Annotated in this window: 18 protein-coding genes; 13 read left to right on the forward strand and 5 right to left on the reverse strand. The window is 57.0% G+C overall.

The features are described 5' to 3' along the window. The first annotated feature begins 738 nt into the window (after nucleotides 1–738). Together HMPREF1153_RS10965 and HMPREF1153_RS10970 are read left to right on the forward strand one after the other, a co-directional pair. The gene (locus HMPREF1153_RS10965) at nucleotides 739–1,941 is read left to right on the forward strand and encodes a M48 family metalloprotease (RefSeq protein ID WP_037370639.1); all 1,203 of its coding nucleotides are present in this window, start codon (nucleotides 739–741) and stop codon (nucleotides 1,939–1,941) included. 308 nt (nucleotides 1,942–2,249) lie between these two features. Beyond that, nucleotides 2,250–2,450, forward strand: a complete 201-nt coding sequence (locus tag HMPREF1153_RS10970) for a hypothetical protein (RefSeq protein WP_009647047.1) — start codon at nucleotides 2,250–2,252, stop codon at nucleotides 2,448–2,450. Nucleotides 2,451–2,535: 85 nt separating this feature from the next. On the opposite strand, the gene HMPREF1153_RS10975 is transcribed toward HMPREF1153_RS10970, so the two are convergent. The 3 genes from HMPREF1153_RS10975 to HMPREF1153_RS10985 form a co-directional block, all read right to left on the reverse strand. Then, nucleotides 2,536–3,777: an ATP-binding protein gene (locus HMPREF1153_RS10975; RefSeq protein WP_009647023.1), complete on the reverse strand. Its 1,242-nt coding sequence runs from the start codon at nucleotides 3,775–3,777 to the stop codon at nucleotides 2,536–2,538. A gap of 15 nt (nucleotides 3,778–3,792) precedes the next feature. Beyond that, nucleotides 3,793–5,022, reverse strand: coding sequence for an LL-diaminopimelate aminotransferase (locus HMPREF1153_RS10980; protein WP_009647043.1), 1,230 nt, complete (start codon nucleotides 5,020–5,022; stop codon nucleotides 3,793–3,795). 151 nt (nucleotides 5,023–5,173) lie between these two features. After that, entirely contained in the window at nucleotides 5,174–6,055 is an 882-nt protein-coding gene (locus HMPREF1153_RS10985; protein ID WP_037370641.1) for a LysR family transcriptional regulator, read from the reverse strand. Between the two features lie 596 nt (nucleotides 6,056–6,651). On the opposite strand from HMPREF1153_RS10985, the gene motA reads away from it, so the two are divergent. From motA to HMPREF1153_RS11040, 11 genes are all read left to right on the forward strand, one after another. Further along, nucleotides 6,652–7,428 (forward strand): flagellar motor stator protein MotA, encoded by a 777-nt coding sequence (gene motA / locus HMPREF1153_RS10990; protein ID WP_009647037.1) that lies wholly within the window; start codon nucleotides 6,652–6,654, stop codon nucleotides 7,426–7,428. A gap of 3 nt (nucleotides 7,429–7,431) precedes the next feature. Then, entirely contained in the window at nucleotides 7,432–8,343 is a 912-nt protein-coding gene (locus HMPREF1153_RS10995; RefSeq protein ID WP_009647057.1) for a flagellar motor protein MotB, read from the forward strand. A gap of 116 nt (nucleotides 8,344–8,459) precedes the next feature. Beyond that, nucleotides 8,460–8,858 (forward strand): holo-ACP synthase, encoded by a 399-nt coding sequence (gene acpS, locus HMPREF1153_RS11000; protein WP_037370649.1) that lies wholly within the window; start codon nucleotides 8,460–8,462, stop codon nucleotides 8,856–8,858. Continuing rightward, complete coding sequence (locus HMPREF1153_RS11005; RefSeq protein ID WP_009647031.1) at nucleotides 8,836–10,377, forward strand: NAD(P)H-hydrate dehydratase; 1,542 nt, start codon at nucleotides 8,836–8,838, stop codon at nucleotides 10,375–10,377. Before acpS ends, HMPREF1153_RS11005 begins: the two co-directional genes overlap by 23 nt. A 108-nt stretch (nucleotides 10,378–10,485) precedes the next feature. After that, on the forward strand, nucleotides 10,486–11,319 hold the full coding sequence (gene cdaA, locus HMPREF1153_RS11010; protein WP_009647036.1) for a diadenylate cyclase CdaA: 834 nt from the start codon (nucleotides 10,486–10,488) through the stop codon (nucleotides 11,317–11,319). Beyond that, on the forward strand, nucleotides 11,316–12,272 hold the full coding sequence (locus HMPREF1153_RS11015) for a CdaR family protein (RefSeq protein WP_009647045.1): 957 nt from the start codon (nucleotides 11,316–11,318) through the stop codon (nucleotides 12,270–12,272). Before cdaA ends, HMPREF1153_RS11015 begins: the two co-directional genes overlap by 4 nt. After that, entirely contained in the window at nucleotides 12,269–13,885 is a 1,617-nt protein-coding gene (locus tag HMPREF1153_RS11020; protein ID WP_009647027.1) for an NAD(P)/FAD-dependent oxidoreductase, read from the forward strand. Before HMPREF1153_RS11015 ends, HMPREF1153_RS11020 begins: the two co-directional genes overlap by 4 nt. A gap of 36 nt (nucleotides 13,886–13,921) precedes the next feature. Continuing rightward, nucleotides 13,922–15,271, forward strand: coding sequence for a phosphoglucosamine mutase (glmM, locus tag HMPREF1153_RS11025; protein WP_009647053.1), 1,350 nt, complete (start codon nucleotides 13,922–13,924; stop codon nucleotides 15,269–15,271). Then, nucleotides 15,271–16,065 carry a sirohydrochlorin cobaltochelatase gene (locus HMPREF1153_RS11030; RefSeq protein WP_009647050.1) on the forward strand — a complete coding sequence of 265 codons (795 nt, stop codon included), beginning with the start codon at nucleotides 15,271–15,273 and terminating at the stop codon, nucleotides 16,063–16,065. The genes glmM and HMPREF1153_RS11030 overlap by 1 nt, the downstream gene beginning before the upstream one ends. 131 nt (nucleotides 16,066–16,196) lie before the next feature. Further along, nucleotides 16,197–16,535, forward strand: a complete 339-nt coding sequence (locus HMPREF1153_RS11035) for an OadG family transporter subunit (protein WP_009647052.1) — start codon at nucleotides 16,197–16,199, stop codon at nucleotides 16,533–16,535. Between the two features lie 27 nt (nucleotides 16,536–16,562). Continuing rightward, nucleotides 16,563–17,699, forward strand: a complete 1,137-nt coding sequence (locus HMPREF1153_RS11040) for a sodium ion-translocating decarboxylase subunit beta (RefSeq protein WP_009647038.1) — start codon at nucleotides 16,563–16,565, stop codon at nucleotides 17,697–17,699. 89 nt (nucleotides 17,700–17,788) lie between these two features. Here HMPREF1153_RS11040 and HMPREF1153_RS11045 read toward each other — a convergent pair whose 3' ends face one another. Together HMPREF1153_RS11045 and HMPREF1153_RS11050 are read right to left on the reverse strand one after the other, a co-directional pair. Further along, on the reverse strand, nucleotides 17,789–18,958 hold the full coding sequence (locus tag HMPREF1153_RS11045; RefSeq protein WP_037370651.1) for an FprA family A-type flavoprotein: 1,170 nt from the start codon (nucleotides 18,956–18,958) through the stop codon (nucleotides 17,789–17,791). 128 nt (nucleotides 18,959–19,086) lie between these two features. Further along, nucleotides 19,087–20,427 carry an SGNH/GDSL hydrolase family protein gene (locus HMPREF1153_RS11050; protein WP_009647059.1) on the reverse strand — a complete coding sequence of 447 codons (1,341 nt, stop codon included), beginning with the start codon at nucleotides 20,425–20,427 and terminating at the stop codon, nucleotides 19,087–19,089. Nucleotides 20,428–20,647: the final 220 nt, after the last annotated feature.

Consider the following 20,647-nt stretch of genomic DNA (forward strand, 5'->3'; position numbering starts at 1 on the left):
AGCAATGGTAAACCAAACTCCTCATTGCCGATTCGATCTATTGAGGGTTGACACGAACGTGCAGAAGCGCAGTTCTACCTGCATAAAACGAACTGCTGGGAATGGGAGGATGGATGACGGACTTAATTGCGGACGTAATGTTCCAGGAATCACGCGTCAGACCAATGCACTCTCATTCTACAGCTTAGGTAATGAGGTAGACAAGGAGCGGTCGCGTACCGCTTCCCTGATCTATAAATCTATTGTAATAGGAATCACTGATAAATTCAGCCACCCATCTTCACACATCTGCGCTGTCCTCTCGTCGTCGACAAATCCTCGACGTAGCACCGCTACGCCTGCGGTTTGTCTCCTCGATAGATACAGCGCATCTGTGCAAATCTGGGCGACCTCATTTTATCAGCGCTTCCTTAATTTCTCATAGTACTTCATGTATGGTCTCCTTCTTTTGTTTTGATTATAACTCAATACGTTTCTTTTCTCAATTATATTGTGCTTTTATAAATATAAAAAGGGAGATTTCTTTATCATGAAAAGAGATGGAGTGACACTTAGATGCAATGTTTTTTGAGTGTGGTGGGGTTTACAAAATCGGCCGGATTTTTTATAATGATAAAATCTAAGTGAGATTGATGCCGTCCTCCTCCGATGGAGGGCGGCGCATTCTTTTGCAGGGCAATACTCGATGAGAAAGAGCTTTTGGGAGAAGGAAGGGGAGGAATGACTGTGATCTCTAAAATGATGTCAAGAAAGGTCGCCGCAGTGCTCATTGCGCTTTGTTCGCTGACGTCGGTTGCTTTTGCCGGTGCTCCGTATCAGTACACGGCACAGCAGGAGTATCAATTCGGCGATGTGATTTGGGCGAAATCGGCATTAGCGCACTATCAAGATGAGGGAATTAACAATATCGTTGATCATATCGTCAAGGATAATCCCGATGTGCTCCGCATGCGCAGCGGGGAGAACGACACGCAGCGCGGGCTCCAATATCCGTATATCATTCCGGACAATGAGTCCAATGCGCACAATCTGCCGGGCGGCATCATTACCATCAACCAAGGTCTGGTTCAGGAATGTCTCTATAATAAGGTGTCGTCACAGGTTCACGGAACGGGCGATAAGACGGTCATCTATGGGCGCTCTCAGGTGGCGAATATCATTGCGCACGAGATGACGCATTGGATCAATCGGGATTGGTTCAGAATGCTGGAGGTTGTTGAAGACGGCGAGTACAACGGAGAGGTCGTTCATCGCTCGTTCCAGGACTATATCAACCGCGGCGATTGGAAGCTTTTGATGGATAACTTCACGGCATTTTCAAGGAGCCCCGAGATCAAGGCGCTTTTGCAGCAGAACTCCAAGAGGGTGGAGATGGAGGCGGATGCGGGGGCGTTTCGACTGCTCGAGCACAGCGACATCTACTCGCCGGGATCTCTCGCGGTCTATATGGAGACGCGCATGACGTCGCCCCCTCCGGAGCCGGGGCATCACAACAAGCTGAATCAACACCCGGAACCCCTGGCGCGTTACAATGCGATACTCGATCGCATCAGCGAGGCGTCGGGCGGTCGCGTGCGGTATGAGAACCACATGCTTTATCTGGACGGGAAAAAGTTCCTCAAGACGGGGACGATGCCGGATACGCTGGACGGAAACTCGACAGAGCGGACGCTCTTTCTTGCCGGACAACTTGCAAAGGCTGTGAAGTACCGGATGGGTACGAGGACCGGCGGCGGGCTGTATTTCACGAGAGGGACGATGGACTCCGACGGGCGCGTTGCGCTCATGGGCAAGAACAATATGACCGGACAGACGGTGATGTTTGATCTGTTCAATGTCTCTGCGGACAATGCGATCGCACTCATGGAGGGCAAGAAACCCGTCGGCGTCGAGGAGGAGGCGCTCGTTGCGATCCATGATTTTTTGAAAAAAGGCGTTTGATAAATTAAATCGACATCCACGCAAATGTCTAGGATACAGAACTCCCTACGAGGTCTATTATTCAAAGACGTTGCACTTGACTTGACAATTCGCGACACTTAAAATTATACCAAATGGATGTCGCTCATGCTATTTTATTTGCCAAGACGATAGATATTTCAAGGGTTACAGCAGATTATTCATCTGCGAAGTTTGAGATACATATACAAAACGGGACAGCTGCAAGGCTGTCCCGTTTTGTCGCGCATCATGGCTTCCCTTGCAATGAAGATGTTTTCATAGTATAATGGCAATAGGAGGTGATTTCTATGAAGAAGGTGCTTTGTGCCGCCCTTCTGGCTATGCTTGCGGTGAGTGCGGCTCCTGTTTTTGCGGCTTCGATGTCATCGGCGAAAGATACGGCAGGCGTGCAGCGCTATAATTGCTGCGGTAGCAGATACTATCGCGACAGCGAACAGAGCGGCCCCTACTGTGACGAGAACGGCTACTGCACTTACGATCCCAGATAAAGCCGAAGCTATGGAGCATTGCTCCGTGCGCCCCGCAGGAAAAAATCCCCTTCGCGACTCTTTTGAGAGAAGCGAGGGGGATTCTTCATTTCCGCATTTGTCCTAGATAGTGCACGACGAATTGCTGCGCCGTGCGGCCGCTGCGTCCGGAGTGCTCAAGCTCCCAGCGATGAGCAAGAACGCGAAGCTCCTCGGGGGCGAGGCGGATGCCTTCCTTTTCAAGGTAGTGGGAGATGATAGCATGATATTGCTCTTGGTCGGGTGCGAGGAAGGTGATGATGAGACCGAAGCGGTCGGAAAGGGAGACGGTCTCGTTCACGCTGTCCTGACGATAGAGCTCGTCCTGCGCCTGATCGCGGTCGCGCCAGCTTTCCTTGATGAGGTGGCGGCGGTTGGATGTCGCGTAGATGAGCACGTTTTGGGGACGCGCCTCGACGCCGCCTTCGATGGCGGATTTCAGATACTTGTACTCCGTCTCAAATGCCTCGAACGAGAGGTCGTCGAGGAAGAGAATGAAGCGCTTGGAGGGAAATCGGCGAAGCGCCGCGAGAATGCGCGGCAGTTCGCCGAGCTGCGATTTCGTGAGCTGCACGAGCCGAAGACCGCGACCATAGTATTCGTGAGCGAGAGCCTTGACGGAGGAGGACTTGCCCGTGCCGCGCGCGCCGATCAAAAGGACGTTGTTGGCAGGACGCCCTTCCAGGAAGGCTTCCGTATTGTCTGTCAGCTGCTTCTTCTGGCGGTCGTAACCGATGACGTCGGCAAGGGGGAGCGCTTCGAAGTGTTCGACGCCTTGAAGCTTGTGCTCCTTGTCGTTCCAAGAGAACGCCTTGCAGCTCGAAATCTCGCCGCAGCCGTAACGCCGGTAAAAATCGAGGAAGGCGTCTGAGACTTCCTCTGCCGATGCCGCAGATGCTATGCGTTCGTGGAGGAAGGAGGACGCTTCGCTCGTGCAGCGCTTCGTCGGTTCGTAGTCGTCAAGGAGGTCGCATGGCAGCATGGCGCTCGGCGGCTCGTGAAAGACGTCGGCGAGGATTTCCATATCGCGCACGAAGGCGCGGCGAAGACTGTTGCCGACATTGCCGGAAGATTGTTCCACCGTGCATGCGAAGGTGTTTTCCACATGAGCGAGCACATGGAGAAAATAGGAGCGCAGGATATTTCCGGAAAGGCCGAGCAATTCCGCCTTCTCGATGAGCCCTGCGGTGAAATCGTAAGCGTGCGAAGTGTTCTCGGGATTTTCCAGAAAGCACAGGAACTTTCCGATGAGCGCATCCTGCAATATGGGACGGCAGATGCAGAGTTCGTGCAGGCGGGGTTTGAGCATGTCTTTCTCCTCTCGTCAGAACGTCAGTTTTTCCTTGATGCGCTCGACTGCTCGCTTCGTATTCTCTCGGTCGCCGAAAGCCGTGAGGCGGAAATATCCTTCGCCGCATGGGCCGAATCCTGCGCCCGGCGTGCCGACGATGTCCGCGCCTGTGAGAAGGTGGTCGAAGAAGTCCCACGAGGAGAGTCCGTGCGGCGTCTTGAGCCAGATGTAGGGTGCGTTTACGCCGCCGTATGCCTCAAGACCGATGGATTCAAGGCCCTCGCGGATGAGTCGGGCGTTTTCGAGGTAGTAGGAAATGGCAGCCGCCGTCTCTCGTTTCCCTTCGGGCGTGAATATGGCCTCTGCGCCGCGCTGGATGATGTAGGAGGTGCCGTTATACTTCGTCGTGTGGCGGCGATTCCAGAGCGGGTTGAGGCTCTTCTTCGTGCCGTCGGCGCTCCTGCCCTGCACGCTCTTCGGCAGCACGATGTAGCCGCAGCGCGTGCCTGTGAAGCCCGCTGTCTTCGAGAAGGAGCGAAATTCGATGGCGACGTCCTTCGCGCCCTCGATCTCGAAGATGGAGTGCGGCAGATCGTCCTCGGTGATGAAGGCCTGATAAGCGGCATCGAAGAGAATGACAGACTCGTTCTCTCGCGCGTAGGCGACCCATCGGGAGAGAGACTCGCGCGTCATCGCCATGCCCGTCGGGTTGTTCGGCGAGCAAAGATAGATGATGTCGACATGCTCCGTGGGCAGCTCGGGCAGGAAGCCGTTCTCTGCCGTGCAGGGCAGGTAGACAACGCCCGAGAAGTGTCCGTTTTTCTGCAGTGCGCCCGTGCGTCCCGCCATGACATTCGTGTCGAGGTAGACGGGGTAGACGGGGTCGGTGATGGCGATTTTCGCCTTTTCACTGAAGATTTCCTGGATGTTGCCGCAGTCGCTCTTGGCGCCGTCGGAAATAAACACCTCGTCCGGCTCGATGCCGAGTCCCGGGAAGTTGTTTTCTATGATTTTCTCGATGAGGAAGCCGTAGCCCTGCTCGGGCCCGTAGCCGCGGAAGGTCTCGGCTGCAGCCATCTCGTCGACCGCCTTGTGCATGGCGGCGATGCAGGCGGGCGGCAGGGGCTGCGTCACGTCGCCGATGCCGAGCGAGATGACGTCGGCTGCGGGATTCTTTTCCTTATAGTCAGCGACGCGGTGTGCGATCTCGCGGAAGAGATAGCTGCCGGCGAGTTTCAGATAGTTTTCGTTGATGTAAGCCATGGTGATTCCTCCTGTTGCTTCATGCAAGGTGGGCGGATACAGTTCGAGTCCGTCAGAGTTTACGGCTACCATTGTAGCACATTTCCCGTAAATTCCCATAAAATTTTTGAAAAAAAGACCGCCCTCTTCGGAGCGGCCGTCTGAAAGCACATCATTTTTCTTTTTTCAGCGTGTTCTGGCAGAAGTCGATGAAAGCCTGCGCGGCCTTGGAAACGTAACGATCCTTCTTCCAGGCAAGCCCGACATCGACGAAGACGGGCTTGTCAAAGGGCAGCGTCACGATCCCGGGCGTCTCCTCGACGATGAAGTCGAGCAGGAAGGCGATGCCTGCACCGCTCGCGATCAGCCCCTTGATGGTCTCGATCTGATTCGATTCGAGCACGATGTCGGGCGTGATGCTTTCCTGCTTGAAGGTGTCGAGCAGGAGCTTTCGCAGGAAGGAACCGTCCTTGAGCATGATGAGGTTCACGTCTTCGATGTCGTGCAGGGAGATGGCCTTTTTTTTGGCAAGTGGGTGCTGCTCGGGCAGGCACGCGACGATCTGGCTCTTCGCCATGGGAAGCGTCTGTAGGCTCGCCGCTGCATTGGAGAGGATGACGATGCCAAAGTCCAGCTCATCGCGCTCGAGCTGCTCGCGGATGCGCATCGAGCCTTCTTCGTAGAGATAGACGTCGAGATGCGAGTATTTCTTTTGGAAGCTGGAGAAAATCTTGGGGAAGAGGTAGGCGCCGATCATCGACGGGATGCCGATCTTGATCGTGCCTTTCTGCAGCTGTTTGTAATCGTTGACTTCGAGCACGGCGTCCTGGATATTGCGCAGCGCAAGCTCAATGCGGGTCAGAAATACAGCGCCCTCGGGCGTCAGAGACAGCTGCTTCTGACTGCGGTCAAAGAGCTGGATGCCAAGTTCCGCCTCAAGCTTCTTGATCGCGACGGTGATGTTCGGCTGTGATACGCGAAGCCTTTCAGCGGCGCGCGTGATGTTTTTCAGTCGGCTTGCCATTTGAAAGTATTCGAGTTGTCTTAGTTCCATGCTTGATCGCCACCCATTCCCTGTCGTCCATAAAAATGAATTATTTTCGTTAAATCTATCATACTTCAAAATCATCTATGATACAATAAGAAAAATTTATTTTTTATGATTAAAAACAGATGTAATTTTTTTGAAAATGTTCCTTTACAGCGACACCAATCTAGTGTACACTGTAAAGGAATCACTGATAAATTCTGTCCTGCATCTTCATACCTCTGGACGACTTCATTTATCAGCATTTCCTAAAGTACCGGCTTGAGATTCGCGAGGATGGAAGTTCAAAGAAAAATAGTGGCAAAGTCCTTTAGCCAGTCATGAATTTTTTTTGCATTTATTTCGATATATATTAAGCAGTGGATTGTGCTCTGCACTTTTGCCATGAAGTTTTGACGGTCATGACCTGCACAGGTCGAGCGGGCTTCGTGCGAGAGGAAGGGCAGCCAAGATGCTCTATCCGACGTATTCCGTCGGTCGCAAGCAAGGATGAAGACGCCGCAAAAATCATCTGCATCGTTTGCGGGTGCTGGATGCAAGTGGGCAGACGGCGTTGCAGGAGACGCCCTGCGTCTCTGCCATTAGGGAAGAGGGGGATTTTTTTGGAAAAATCAACGCTAATCGGACTGTTGTCGGGACTCATCGCCATTTTCGGCGGTATGGTTCTGAAGGGCGCGCCAATCAGTTCATTGAACAATCCGGCGGCATTCATGATCATCATCCTCGGCACGTTTGCCTGTCTTTTCACGGCTTTCCGCATGGATGAGATGAAGATGCTGCCGAAGTTGATCAAGATGACTTTCCAGGCGCCGCCTTCGCATCAGAAGGGTGAGCTTCTGCAGCTTTTTATCGAGCTTTCGCAGATTGCGCGTCGTGAAGGTATCTTGGCACTGGAGAGCCGCGTCGAGGACATCTCCGATCCGTTCTTCAAAACGGGGCTTAGCATGGTCATCGACGGCATGGATCCGGACTTTGTCAGCGACGTTCTCGACGCTGAGATTTCTGTCATGCAGGAGCGTCACTCCCTGGGGCGTCTGATGCTCATGCAGGCCGGTACCTACGCGCCTACGCTCGGTGTTCTTGGTGCCGTTATCGGTCTGATCGCAGCTCTGAGCAACCTGTCGGATGTTAACGTCGTCGGTCACGCCATCGCGGCCGCGTTTGTCGCTACGATCCTCGGTATCTATACGGCGTACGTTCTCTGGCTTCCGTGGGCAAATAAACTCAAGATCATGTCAGATTCTGAGATAGGTCAGAAGCGAATGATCGTCGAGGGCATCCTGTCTCTGCAGGCAGGTGATTCACCGACGGCCATCGAGGCGAAGCTCATGGTCTTCATTCCGCAGTCGGAGCGCGATCTACTGAAGAAGGAGGCGTAAGGCATGGCAAGAAAGAAGCGGCATGCACCGCATGAAGAAGAAGCGGGCGAGGCTTGGCTGTTGCCCTATTCCGACCTCATGACGCTGCTCCTTGCCACGTTCATCGCCCTCTATGCCATGTCCGCTACGGACTCGGCCAAGATGGCGCAGATGGCGCAGGCGTTCACAGCGGCTTTCAATACGGGCGGGCCTTCGTTCTTCAGTCAGATGGGGCCGAGCGAAAGCCGCCATGCCGAACGCATGGCGACGGAAGACAAGGGTAACAGTGCCTACATTCAAGAAGCGAAGGCTTTGGAAGAGGTGCAGAAGGAACTTGATAATTACATCAAGCAGAACGGTCTGCAAGGTGAGCTGAACACGACGATGACCGATGACGGCTTGATGATCCGCATCAAGGAAAAGGCGCTTTTCCCCTCGGGCTCGGCGGAACTCGTAGGTGAGGCGCAGAAGATCGGCCCTGTCGTCGCAGGCCTTCTCGCGAAGATTCCCGAGCGCGTCGTCATCTCGGGGCATACGGATAATGTGCCGATTTCTACGGCGCGCTACCCGTCGAACTGGGAACTGAGTTCACAGCGCGCCCTGAATTTCATGAAATTCCTTTTTGCGAGCAATGCGTCGCTCAATCCGGCACGCTTCAGTTCCATCGGCTATAGCGAATATCGTCCGATCGCGGATAACAAGACGGACGAGGGCAGGTCACAGAACCGTCGCGTCGAGGTTCTGATTGCCAGGACGTACCAGTTCAATCCCGACAGTTCATCGACGGAAACACTGACGGCAAAACCTGAACTGCCCGACATTTCGCCCAACCTTTCGGGCGGCGGCATGAATCCCGTCATCACGCCGATGCGCCCGACGGCGCCCGGCAATGTGGAGCAGCCGCAGGCGCCTGCACCTGCGCGGCAGGAACAGTAGAATAGTGGATGAAAGCCGGCTTTATCTCTTTCCGCATAAAGCCGGCTTTTCTTGTGGAACGTCTGACTCGCCGTGCAGTTTGGCGATGGGCGGGGATTGTGAGCTGGGGTGATGCGATGGTTTTGGGAGTCGGCACGGACATCATCGAGATCGAGCGTATGAAAAAAGCGATGGGGAGAGAGGCATTCCTGGCACGCGTTTTCACGCAGGAGGAACGAGCTTACTGTGATGGACGCGGTGCGGGTCGTGAGGCGTCGTATGCAGCGCGCTGGGCTGGTAAAGAAGCCGTCTTGAAGGCGTTTGGTACGGGATTGCGCCGAGGAACGTTGCTGGATGTTGAGATCGTGCCCGATGCGCTCGGCGCACCCGAGGTACATCTTTTCGGGTTCTTTGCGACGCTCGCAGAGGAGAGGGGCGTGCGCCGCATACATCTTTCCTTGAGTCACGCCAGGGAATATGCCGTCGCACAATGTATTCTGGAGGGGGAGAAGCATGAAGATCGCTTTGGCAGATGAGATGAAGAAGATCGATAAAAGAGCTATCGAGGAATACGGCGTACCGGAGATTCTGCTGATGGAGAATGCGGGACGCGAAGTCGCCGCTGCTTTTGAGGAATACCTAGGCGGCGTTTCGGGCAAGCGGATCTGTGTGCTCGCGGGAAGCGGCAACAATGGCGGCGATGCTTTCGTCGCTGCGCGGCATCTGATGAATCATGGTGCGCAGATCAGCATATTCCTCGTGGGCAGTCCTGCGCATCTGACGAAGAGTGCGGCGCTCAACCGTGACATCATCATCAAGATGGGCGTCGTCGTACATGTTCTCGAAACGGAGCGCGATTGGGACAAACTGCAAGTGACTTTGCGCTTCGTCGATGGAGTTGTCGACGGCATCCTGGGCACGGGATTCAAGGGCAATCTGCGCGACGCGGCCGCGCGTGTCGTGCGCATGGTCAATGGTCACGGCAAGCCGGTCATCGCCGTCGACATTCCGACGGGTGTCGAGGCAGATACGGGGAACGCTTCTCCCGAGGCGATTCGCGCGGATCTCACTGTGACCTTCGGACTGCCGAAGTTCGGGCATATGATTGGCGCCGGCGAAACGGCGACGGGAAAACTGCTCGTCGATGACATCGGCATACCGAAAGTCTTGCTCGAAGACGATACGATCCGCCAGACCTACCTTGATGATGTGACGGTAGCGCCGGTCCTGCTGCCGCGTCCGCTCGATGCGCACAAGGGTTCTTGCGGACGCATCCTCGTCATTGCGGGTTCGCGCGGCATGACAGGCGCGGCGGCGCTTGCCGCTTCTGCCGTTCTCAGAAGCGGCGCGGGCGTTGCTGTGTTGGCTTTGCCGAGAAGTCTTCAGGAGATGATGGCGGGAAAATTGACCGAGGTCATGACGAAACCTCTTCCCGAGACGGACGAGGGTGCGATTGACATCGCGGCGCTCGGCGAGGCGCTGGCGCTGGCGGAAGGCTTCGATGCCGTGCTGATCGGTCCGGGACTTGGAAGGGCGCAGGAGACGCAGAAGTTCGTGCAGGATTTCTGCGCCGCCGTCAAGAGGCCTTTGATTCTGGATGCCGATGCCATTTACGCATTTTGCGGCAAGACGGACGCGTTCAAGGGTTTCGCATTCGTGCCGATCTTGACGCCGCATCTCGGCGAGATGGCACACCTTTTGGGACTCGCTGTCAGCGATCTGCGCACGTCGCTTCTTGACATGACTCGTGAAGCCGCACGCGAGTATCATGCCGTGTTCGTCGTCAAGAGCGAATGCACGATCATCGTCTATCCCGACGGACAGGTCTTCCTCACGTCGAAGGGCAATTCGGGTATGGCGACGGCAGGTGCGGGTGATGTGCTTGCAGGTGCGATTGCCGGGCTTATGAAGCAGACGGCGGCGGGGCTTGCGCCGCTCGCAGGTGTCTACATCCATGGTCTTGCCGGAGATCTGGCGGCGAAGGAGAAGGGCTATGGACTCATCGCCTCCGATATTTTGGAGAATCTACCGTGTGCACTGTGCACCTTGGTTTGAAATGGGTCTTTTGGGCAAATTCGTTTTCTCGAAAGGATTTCCCTGCACACGAGAAGAAATAGGTTTTATGTTCAACTATGATGGGATGCTTTTCTAGGGGTTTTGTTTATGCCGTTCCATATTCCGATTCACTTTCAAGGAATCTTGTCGACGATCAGCTTGTTGGACGTTCTTGACATCCTAATCGTGGCATTGATTCTTTACAAACTCTATGTGATGCTGCAGGATACGCGCGCCATCACATTGGTGAAGGGGCTGCTCGTGCTCCTGGGGCTCACGATTGTCTGCAACTGGCTGTCGCTGCACGTCATCTACTGGCTCTTGCAGCAGACGCTGACCTTGCTCTTCGTCGCGCTTCCCATTGTATTTCAGCCGGAACTTCGCCGTACGCTTGAGCATCTGGGACAGGGACGCTTCTTCGGCAAATCACTTTTTCTCGATGACAGTGAGGCGCGCTCACTCGTCAATGAGCTTGATAAGGCGGTGATGCTCCTGTCTTCGCGTAAGATTGGCGCCTTGCTCGTCTTTGAACGCGAGATGGGACTCAACGACATCAGCGCTACGGGCGTCCAGATCGACGGTCTCATCACGGCAGACTTTCTCATGAACGTCTTCATCCCGAATACACCTTTGCACGACGGTGCCGCCGTCATACGCGGCAAGCGCCTGATCGCGGCGGGATGCCTTCTGCCCTTGACAGAAAATCGCACGCTGAGCACGGAACTTGGCACGCGCCATCGCGCTGCCATCGGCCTTTCTGAGCAGTGTGATGCCCTCATCGTTGTCGTTAGTGAGGAGACAGGTACGGTCTCCGTCGCGGAGAACGGCAGGATCGTGCGCCGCCTGAGTTCGGAACACCTGAAATCCTACTTGCGTCCTATCTTCATGCCCAAGACGACAGGCATCAAGGACATGGTGTTGAATTGGAGGAAGGGGAAATGATGACACGATTGCGTGCGCTCGTCCAGCGCAACCTCCCGGCAAAAATCATCGCCCTTGTTGTCGCCGTCGTGCTCTGGCTTTTCGTCATGAACGAGCAAAATCCGCAGATCGAGGGCAGCTTCACTGTTGCCGTTGAGCTGCGCAATGCGCCTGAGGGATACAAGATCACGCAGTCGGAGAAAAGTGTGAAACTCAAGGTGCGCGGCGCGCGCTCCTTCTTTGTTTCAGCAGAGCCGGAAGGATTCAAGGCTTACGCTGATCTTGACGGACTTGATTCAGGCGAGCACGAGGTTAAAGTCAAGGCCGTTTTGCCGCAGGGATTCGAACTCGTCGACGCGCAGCCGGAGACCGTTTCGGTCACCTTGGACAAGATCGTGCGGCGAGCGGTTCGCATCGATCTCATTGTCACAGGTTCGGCGTCTGCTGGCTACACCGTGGGCAAGATTTCGCAGTCGGCGAACACCACGGTCATCGAGGGCCCCGAGTCGCGCGTGGCGGAGGTCGACCGCGTCATCGGCTACGTCGGCCTTTCGGGAAATCGTGACGACTTCACCTTGCAGGTGCCGTTGACGCCGATCAACAGCGACGGCAAGGCAGTCGACGATGTGGATCTTCTCGCGCGTACGGTTGAGGTTTCCGTACAGCTTGCGCGCGGGCTGACGCGCAAGATCGTCAGTGTTCGCCCCGTCCTTGACGATGCTCTGCCCGAGGGATTCACTCTGGGCGAGGTGCAAGTTGAGCCGGCGAAGATCGAGATCGCAGGCGAGGCCGCGCTCATCAGCAAGGTGGCGAGCATCGACACGGAGAAGATCGTCATCTCGGACATGAAGGAGAGCGGCAAGAAGATAGTACATCTTGCCATACCCAATGGTGTTGCGATTTCCAATCGAGAGGTCACGGTCACGGTCGAGCTGAAACCGAAGGCACAGGCAAAGGGAGCGGACGCGCCATGATCCGAATCAGCAGCTATGCTGTCCCCTTGAGCGACGAACGCCCGCTTGCAGCTCTTGCCGCTGAGCGTTTGGGTATTTCTCCAGACGATATTCTTGCAGTGCGCATCGTGCGCAGGGCACTCGATGCGCGACGCTACCGTGGAGCGCCGCTCGCCTTCCTCTATACGCTCGATGTGCGCATCCAGGGCAGTGAGAAAAAGCTTTTGTCGCGCTTGCGGCGCGACCGTCATGTTGCGCTTGCTGAAAAGGAGGAAAAGCTCGACCTTGCACGCTTTTCCCCGCTCGCACCGGGCGAGGCGCGTCCTGTCGTCGTGGGCTTCGGCCCTGCCGGCATGTTTGCCGCGCTGACGCTCGCACGCACGGGGCTTTCACCACTCATCCTAGAGCGCGGCTATGACGTCGAGGCGCGTCATGCGGCAATCGAGCGCTTCTGGCAGAAGGGAACGCTTGACGTGCGTTCCAACGTCCAATTCGGTGAAGGCGGCGCGGGGACGTTTTCTGACGGCAAGCTGACGACGCGCATCGGCGATTCTCTCGTGAGCGAGGTGCTCGACGCTTTCGTGGCGGCCGGCGCACCAAAAGAGATCAAGTATCTGCACAAGCCGCATGTCGGCACCGACCTCCTGCGCGGCATCGTCAAGAACATCCGTGAAGAGATCCGCCGCCTGGGCGGCGAGATTCGCTTCTTGGCTCAAGTGACAGACATCGAGCTGAAAGACGGCGCGCTCCACGCGCTCATCGTCAACGGCGAGGAGCGCGTGGAGGCCGGAGCAGCTTTCTTCGCCATTGGACATTCGGCGCGCGACACCTACGAGATGCTTCTTTCACGCGGCCTTTTTCTGGAGGCGAAGGCGTTTGCCGTGGGCGTGCGCATCGAGCATCCCCAAGAATTCATCGATCGTGCGCAGTACGGAGAGGATGCTGGGAATGTGCGCCTGCCTGTCGCCGACTATAGCCTCACGTATCAGGACAAGTTGCGTGGCAGGGGCGCGTATTCCTTCTGCATGTGCCCGGGCGGGCAGGTCGTTGCGGCGGCGTCCGAGCTTTCCCGCGTCGCGACGAACGGCATGAGCTGCTACAAGCGCGATTCGGGCGTGGCGAACGCCGCGCTTCTCGTGCAGGTTGGCCCGAAGGATTTCGGCAGCGGGGTGCTCGCAGGAATGGAATTTCAAAGGCAGTGCGAGAGCCTCGCCTTCAAGCTTGCGGGTGCAGACTACCGTGCGCCCGTGCAGTCCGTCGGTGACTTTCTTGCACATCAAAAGGGTGCGGTAGACTTCCTCGTGCAGCCGACATATTTGCCCGGCGTGCGCCCTGTCGATCTGCACGAGTGCCTGCCGCGCTTCGTCACGGATACGCTCGAGGATGCTCTTCGCGCCTTCGACGGGCGCATGAAGGGATTTTCCGCATCTGATGTGCCTCTGACGGGCGTCGAGACGCGCTCTTCTGCGCCGTGCCGCATCGTGCGCGAGAAGGAGAGCTTCCTAGCGCATGGTCTTTTGGGGCTTTATCCCATCGGCGAGGGTGCGGGCTACGCGGGCGGCATCATGAGCGCTGCCGTCGATGGCATGAAGGCGGCTATCGCTTTCTTGGAGCAAAGGGAGTCTATGGAATAAGATCGCCAAGGGCGATGAAGAATAGGAGAGAATTTCATGGCAAGACTTTTTGGTACGGACGGTGTTCGCGGAGAAGCAAACGTGGCGCTCTGCCCGGAGTTGGCATATCGTCTCGGCTGGGCGGCAGCCCTGTACTTCGGCGAGAAGGTGCAGCAAAATCCCTTGATCATCATTGGGCGCGACACGCGCATCTCGGGCAACCTTTTCGAGTCCGCTCTCGCGACGGGCATCTGCTCGGCCGGAGGGCGCGTCGAGATCGTCGGCGTCTGCCCGACGCCCGCTATCGCCTATCTGGCGAGGACACACAAGGCGGCTGCGGGCATCGTCATCTCGGCGTCGCACAATCCCTTCTACGACAACGGCATCAAATTTTTCGGCGGCGATGGCTACAAACTGCCCGATGCTGTGGAGGACGAGATCGAAAGCCTCGTGCGCCGCATCGAGGCGGGCGAGAAGCTGCCGCGTGCGACGCGTGAGAACATCGGCCGCATCAAGCGCCGCAAGGAATATGTGCGCGAGTACATCGACTTCGTGCAGAGCACGGCAGGCGTGCAGCTCAACGGCTTGAAGATTGTGCTCGACTGTGCGAACGGCGCGGCGTACGACTGCATGCCGCGCGTCCTGCGCCGCCTGGGCGCCGACGTGCATGTGATCCATGCAGAACCGGACGGCGTCAACATCAACGAGGCTTGCGGCTCGACGCATCTTGAATCGCTGCAGAAGACGGTGCTTGCGGATGGCGCGGACATCGGCATCGCGCACGACGGAGATGCTGACCGCTGCCTGTGTGTGGATGAGAAGGGCGAGGTCATCGACGGCGACCACATCCTCGTCATGTGTGCCAAGGACATGATGGAGAAGGGAAGGCTCGCGGGGAATACCGTCGTGACGACGGTCATGGCAAACATCGGCTTTCACAAGGCGATCGAGAAAGCGGGCGGGCGTGCGGAGATCACGCAGGTCGGCGACCGCTATGTGCTCGAAAACATGCGCGAGCACGGCTACCGTCTCGGCGGCGAACAGTCGGGGCACATCATCTTTTCTGACTTCAGCACGACGGGCGACGGACTCATCACCGCCCTGCAGGTGCTTGCAGCGCTGAAGCGCACGGGGCGTAAGGCGTCGGAACTTTCCGCCCTGATGAAGAGCTATCCGCAGCTTCTCGTCAACGTCGTCGTCGCTTCGAAGGAAGGCTGGGAGGAGAATGAGGCGATTGCTGTGGCCATTCGCGCAGGAGAAGAAGAGCTTGGCGGCGATGGCCGCATCCTCGTGCGCCCGTCGGGAACGGAGCCTTTGATCCGCGTGATGGCGGAAGGCCCTGACCAGGCGCAGCTTGAGACGATCTGCCGCCGCATCGCTGACATCGTCAAGAAGGAGCAGGGGTGATGCGCCCTGCTATCGTCGTCACGAGCTTCGGCGTCAGTGCGTCCGAGGCGCGGGAGAAAAGCCTCGTACCAATCGTGCGCGAGATCGCGGAGGCCTTTCCGGAATTCACGGTTGTCGAGGCTTATACGTCCGCCTTCATCCGTCGCCGCCTGCAGGAGGCGGGAATCGATATGGCTTCTCTGGCGGAGCGCTTGGAAGAACTTTGCCGGGCGGGTGTGCGTGAAGTCTATGTGCAGCCGACGCATCTGACGCCAGGAGAGGAATACGAAAACAAGATTCTCAAGGAAGCGGAAGCGCTCTCTTTGCGCTTCGACGTGCTCAAGGTCGGCGAGCCTGTATTCTTTCGCGCAGACGGTACGAAAAACGATGATATTGCGCATGGTTTGGCCGCGATTTTTTCCGGTCTTGCAGCGCAGGAAGGAGAGGCGACGGTGCTCCTCGGCCACGGTTCGCCGCACAGACACAATCCCGTCTACACGCTGCTGCAGCAGCGTGCCGATGAGGAGGGGCTTCCCGTACACATCGGCGTGCTGGAGGAGGCGGATGTGCCGAACTTCGCCATGGTGCTCGATCGCCTTGAAAAGAGCGGGAAAAAGCGCGTGCTGCTCGCCCCGCTCCTCCTGGCGAGCGGACGCCATGTCACGCACGATCTGGCAGGGGATGAGTCCGCCTCGTGGAAGAGCCGCCTGCAGAAGTCGGGATTTTCCGTGCGGCTCGACAGGCGGACGCTTGGGGAAAGAGCCGCCTTTCGGAGGATCTATATCGAAAAATTATATCGTCTCATTGGGGAATAGCTGACGGCTATGGACGCTATTCGTATAATGTATTTTAAGTTTTTTGAAAATTCATCTATAATAGGAGCAAGGAAACGATACACTTCCTTGCAAGACGCAGCATTTTCATCTATCAAGAATGAGGTGAGTGTATGTCACAGCCAGTAACAACGAATCCTTTGATCATCATGCTGATCAACATGACCGTCGTATTCATCGTCCTGATCTCGCTGAGTCTCCTGATTCGGCTGATCCATGCCGTTGATCCGACGCGCAAGAAGGAAACGCCGGTTTCCGTCGCAGCTCCCGCAGCAGCACCGATTGCCGCGCCGGAGCCTGTGTGCGCTCCCGAGCCGGAAGGCCTTTCGGCGGAGGTTGTCGCGGCGATTGCGGCGGCCGTCACGCTCGCGGGATTTTCGGCAGGCGCGATCCGCACGATCCGCCCGCTGGCGCGCGATGGCTGGAAGAACTCCGGCCGCGCCCTGCGCTAGACCATCGGATGCAAAGGAGGCAAAATCATGGAATTCCTCAATGCTTTTATCGTATCGCTGCAGGCCGTCTGGGCAGGATCGGGCTTTTCCCACTTCACGATGGGCAACGGCATCATGATTCTCGTCGGACTCGTGCTTCTTTATCTGGCCTTTGCCAAGGAGTTCGAGCCGCTGCTCCTTGGCCCGATCGCTTTCGGCTGTATCTTGGCGAATTTCCCGGAGACGGGCTTCTTCGCTGAAGAGATGAACGTCATGAAGGCGATCAACTTTGGCATCACCTACGAAATCTTTCCGCCGCTGATCTTCCTCGGCATCGGCGCGATGACGGACTTCGGCCCTCTGATCGCCAATCCGAACACGCTTCTCTTGGGAGCGGCGGCGCAGATCGGCGTCTTCGTAGCTCTCGGTCTCGCCATGGTCTTCGGCTTCTCCGTCGAGGAATCCGCCGCCATCGGCATCATCGGCGGCGCCGATGGACCGACGTCCATCTATCTGGCGACGAAGCTCGCGCCGAATCTCCTGGGGGCGATCGCTGTCGCAGCGTACTCCTACATGTCGCTCGTGCCGCTCATTCAGCCGCCCATCATGAAGCTTTTCACGACGAAGAAGGAGCGCGAGGTCGTCATGGAGCAGCTGCGTGACGTCACGAAGTTCGAGAAGGTCATCTTCCCGCTCGTCGCGACTATCTTCATCAGCTTGCTGCTGCCGTCGATCGCAGCGCTTTTGGGCATGCTCATGCTCGGCAACCTCTTCCGTGAGTCGGGCGTCACCGACCGCCTTTCGGATACGGCGCAGAACTCACTGTGCAACATTATCACGATTTTCCTCGCCACGGGCACGGGCATGACGATGTCGGCGGAGCACTTCCTCACGCGCGACACGCTGCTCATCATCATGCTCGGCCTCGTCGCTTTCATCGGCGGCACGGCGGGCGGCGTCATCTTCGGCAAGATCATGTACGTCGTCTCGGGTCATAAGGTCAACCCGCTGATCGGCTCCGCCGGCGTCTCCGCCGTGCCGATGGCAGCGCGCGTCAGCCAGGTCGTCGGCGCGAAGTCACGGCCCGGCAACTTCCTCCTCATGCACGCCATGGGACCGAACGTAGCCGGCGTCATCGGCACCGCCGTCGCCGCAGGCACGATGCTCGCGATGCTCGGGCGATAAAGAGGAAAAATATAGCAAAAGTCATACTGCTTTTGTGTGAGATAAAGAAAAACGCTGCCGAACATTTTCAGCAGCGTTTTTCTTTATCATTATTTTATCTCAATTCCTTTGACCTTCTCGCGGACTTCATCGAGCTGCTCTTTGCTCGGCACGTTCGCGATGCGGATCATGTCGAGGCAGATGTTGCAGCCGGCGGCCTTGAGTTCGTCCTCGACGAGCTTGATGCTCTGTCCGCCCCAGCCGTAGGAGCCGAAGGCGAAGGCTTCGCGTCCTTTCGGCGCGAGTCCCTTGAGGTAGCAGAGGAAGCCCGCGATCGGCGGCATCATCTGGTTGTTGATGGTCGGCGAGCCGACGGCGAGGTAGCGGCTCGTAAGGACGTCGACGACGATGTCGGACATATGCGTCTTCTTGATGTCATAGAACTGTGTGGGCAGACCCTTTTCAGCGAAGGCCTCGGCGATGGCGCGCGCCATCTTTTCCGTCGAATGCCACATGGAGTCGAAGACGACGACGGCCTTATCTTCCAGCTCGCCCGTACTCCACTTCTGGTAGGCGGCGAGAATGTCGGGGATATGGGAGCGCCAGAGTCGGCCGTGTCCTGTGGCGATCATCTCGATGTCGATCCCTGCGAGCGCTTTCAAGGCCGTCTGCGCCTGGCGTCCGTAGAGCATGAGGATGTTCGCATAGTACTTTTTCGCCTCTTCCATGAGTACGGCGCAGTCCACTTCATCGTCGAAGAGCTTGGAAGCGGCAAGGTGCTGACCGAAAGCGTCGTTCGAGAAGAGAATCTTCTCTTCGGGGCAGTAGGTGACCATGCTGTCGGGCCAGTGGAGCATGGGCGTCGGCACGAACGTGAGCGTGCGCTTGCCGAGGCTCAGTGTGTCACCCGCCTTGACGCCGTGGTAGGGAAGATCGCCGTAGTGGGCGGTCAATCCCTTGAAGCCGTTGGGATCGCTCGTATAGATTTCCGCCTTGGGGCAAAGCTTCATCATCGCAGGGATAGAGCCGGAGTGATCGGGCTCGACATGGTTTGAAACGATGATGTCGATCTTGGCGGGGTCGATGACGGAGGAGATGCGTGAAATCAGCTCATCACGGAACGGTTCTTTCACCGTGTCGATCAGCGTGATTTTCTCGTCGAGGATGAGGTAGGCATTGTAGCTTGAACCGCGTCCCGTCTCGTAGCCGTGAAAACTGCGCATCGACCAGTCGATGGCGCCGACCCAGTAGATGCCTTTCTTGATTTCGATTGCCTGCATGAATATGACCGCCTTTCTTTTGGAACGGAGCATGTCCGTGTGTTTTGAATCTATACTCCTTATTCTATATCGGAAGAGAGATAAATACAATATATTCTCCTTAATATATTGTCATCACGCCCCAAAACCTACTGCGCGGGAAGTCGGTCAGCTTGCTGCTTCGTTTCCGGCCAGGCGCGGTTGACCGTCTGGGCGATGAGCTGCTTTCCGATCACGTCCTCGTGCAGTCCGTCCAGAGCCAGTTCCGTCGGCAGCAGGGGATGGGTGGAGAATGCCGCCGCCACATCGATGTGCACCTCGGTGCGCAGGAAGGCGTTGACGAGGGAGAACTGCGTCTGCCAGTCATCCGCTGTCGGCTCGTCAAAGGCGCGTGCGATGTTCTCGGGGTTGATCGGCGGCAGCGTGAGGAAGATGGGGCGGATGCCGTTTGCGAGGCAGCGTGCCTTGAGTTCTTCAAGGTCGGCGATGACCTCGGCGGCACTGACGCCCGCACGCAGGCTGTTCGTGCCGTTCAGGATGAGCAGGTAGCGCGGATGGAAGGGCAGGACGTCCGCCTCGAAGCGTTCGAGCATTGTCTCGCTCGTATCGCCGCTCATCGAGAGGTTGATGGCGGGAAAGTCGAGATAGGAGAGCCAGCTGAATTCGTGGTCGGCGGGTCCGTAGGAGATATGGCCGCCGCCGTGGCTGATACTGTCGCCGAAGACGGCGATTTCCCAGTTGTCCTTGGGGTCGTTGCGGAACTTCAGCACGGGAGACCAGTCGCTTGCGGGTTCGCCCGCCTCGTCGAGCGAGCGCACGCGCCAGTAGAAGAATCCTTGGGTGATGCGGGGCTTCTGGTCGTAGATTTCAGAAAGCTGCGTCGTCATCGTGTCGATCGGCTCGGCGTCGGGGTTTTCCGGCGGATCTTCTGCGTAGAGCGCGACCTCGAAGGCATGCGCACGATAAGGGCGCACCCAATGGTAGACGGGATAGAGAAGAGGCGCCGTGATTTCGGAAGAGGCGATGGGAAGAGGCACGGTCATGACGCTCGGCGCGACGGCGGCGCTCGTGTAGAGCGTCATGACGGCACTGAAAAGCGACACGGGCGTGCCGTCGAAGTCGAGGGCGCGCACGCGCCAATAGAGCGGCGCGCGCCCCAAGAGATCGGCAGCGAAGAGGAAGAGCGGCGGGTTGTAACTGCTTGCATAGACGTCATCGGAGCGCCAGACGGCTTCGGAGGACGCCGTATCGGGATAGCAAATGGCAGGCTGTTCGCGGAAGAATTCGATTTCGTAGTGCGTGGCGTTGACGTTCTTCTCCCACACGAGAATGGGGGAGAAGGACAAGGGATGCAGCATGGACGTCTCCGTTATGGCGCGAAGCGGCGCCTTGGCATAGAGCGCTTCATCACTTTCGATGACGGTCGCCCAAAGGATCAGAGGGACGATGAGTGCGGGCACGAGAGGCCTCAGGCGGCGAAGGTGATGCAAGCGATTCCACTCCTAGCTTTCTTGGCGGTCTTGGTGCAGTTTTCATAATGGTTTCTATTATATCGGGAGGCGGACGCAAGGTCAATAAATCTGTGATTTTCTCCTATTTTTCCGAATTGTTCCTCATGCTGTTTATTTACAACAGGAATGGTTCGGTGTATAATAGGTCATAGCGGGTATTACCCACATTTATGTGTTTTGTATCTTTTTATAAAGAGGG

It is taken from the genome of Selenomonas sp. CM52 (genome assembly GCF_000292955.1).
Classification (GTDB): Bacteria; Bacillota; Negativicutes; order Selenomonadales; family Selenomonadaceae; genus Selenomonas.

What these genes read in the sequence shown, in the direction of transcription:
- HMPREF1153_RS10965 (WP_037370639.1), top strand. Translation starts at nt 739, where the DNA reads ATGATGTCAAGAAAGGTCGCCGCAGTGCTCATTGCGCTTTGTTCGCTG.
- HMPREF1153_RS10970 (WP_009647047.1), top strand. Translation starts at nt 2,250, where the DNA reads ATGAAGAAGGTGCTTTGTGCCGCCCTTCTGGCTATGCTTGCGGTGAGT.
- HMPREF1153_RS10975 (WP_009647023.1), bottom strand. Translation starts at nt 3,777, where the DNA reads ATGCTCAAACCCCGCCTGCACGAACTCTGCATCTGCCGTCCCATATTG.
- HMPREF1153_RS10980 (WP_009647043.1), bottom strand. Translation starts at nt 5,022, where the DNA reads ATGGCTTACATCAACGAAAACTATCTGAAACTCGCCGGCAGCTATCTC.
- HMPREF1153_RS10985 (WP_037370641.1), bottom strand. Translation starts at nt 6,055, where the DNA reads ATGGAACTAAGACAACTCGAATACTTTCAAATGGCAAGCCGACTGAAA.
- HMPREF1153_RS10995 (WP_009647057.1), top strand. Translation starts at nt 7,432, where the DNA reads ATGGCAAGAAAGAAGCGGCATGCACCGCATGAAGAAGAAGCGGGCGAG.
- acpS (WP_037370649.1), top strand. Translation starts at nt 8,460, where the DNA reads ATGGTTTTGGGAGTCGGCACGGACATCATCGAGATCGAGCGTATGAAA.
- HMPREF1153_RS11005 (WP_009647031.1), top strand. Translation starts at nt 8,836, where the DNA reads ATGAAGATCGCTTTGGCAGATGAGATGAAGAAGATCGATAAAAGAGCT.
- cdaA (WP_009647036.1), top strand. Translation starts at nt 10,486, where the DNA reads ATGCCGTTCCATATTCCGATTCACTTTCAAGGAATCTTGTCGACGATC.
- HMPREF1153_RS11015 (WP_009647045.1), top strand. Translation starts at nt 11,316, where the DNA reads ATGATGACACGATTGCGTGCGCTCGTCCAGCGCAACCTCCCGGCAAAA.
- HMPREF1153_RS11020 (WP_009647027.1), top strand. Translation starts at nt 12,269, where the DNA reads ATGATCCGAATCAGCAGCTATGCTGTCCCCTTGAGCGACGAACGCCCG.
- glmM (WP_009647053.1), top strand. Translation starts at nt 13,922, where the DNA reads ATGGCAAGACTTTTTGGTACGGACGGTGTTCGCGGAGAAGCAAACGTG.
- HMPREF1153_RS11030 (WP_009647050.1), top strand. Translation starts at nt 15,271, where the DNA reads ATGCGCCCTGCTATCGTCGTCACGAGCTTCGGCGTCAGTGCGTCCGAG.
- HMPREF1153_RS11035 (WP_009647052.1), top strand. Translation starts at nt 16,197, where the DNA reads ATGTCACAGCCAGTAACAACGAATCCTTTGATCATCATGCTGATCAAC.
- HMPREF1153_RS11040 (WP_009647038.1), top strand. Translation starts at nt 16,563, where the DNA reads ATGGAATTCCTCAATGCTTTTATCGTATCGCTGCAGGCCGTCTGGGCA.
- HMPREF1153_RS11045 (WP_037370651.1), bottom strand. Translation starts at nt 18,958, where the DNA reads ATGCAGGCAATCGAAATCAAGAAAGGCATCTACTGGGTCGGCGCCATC.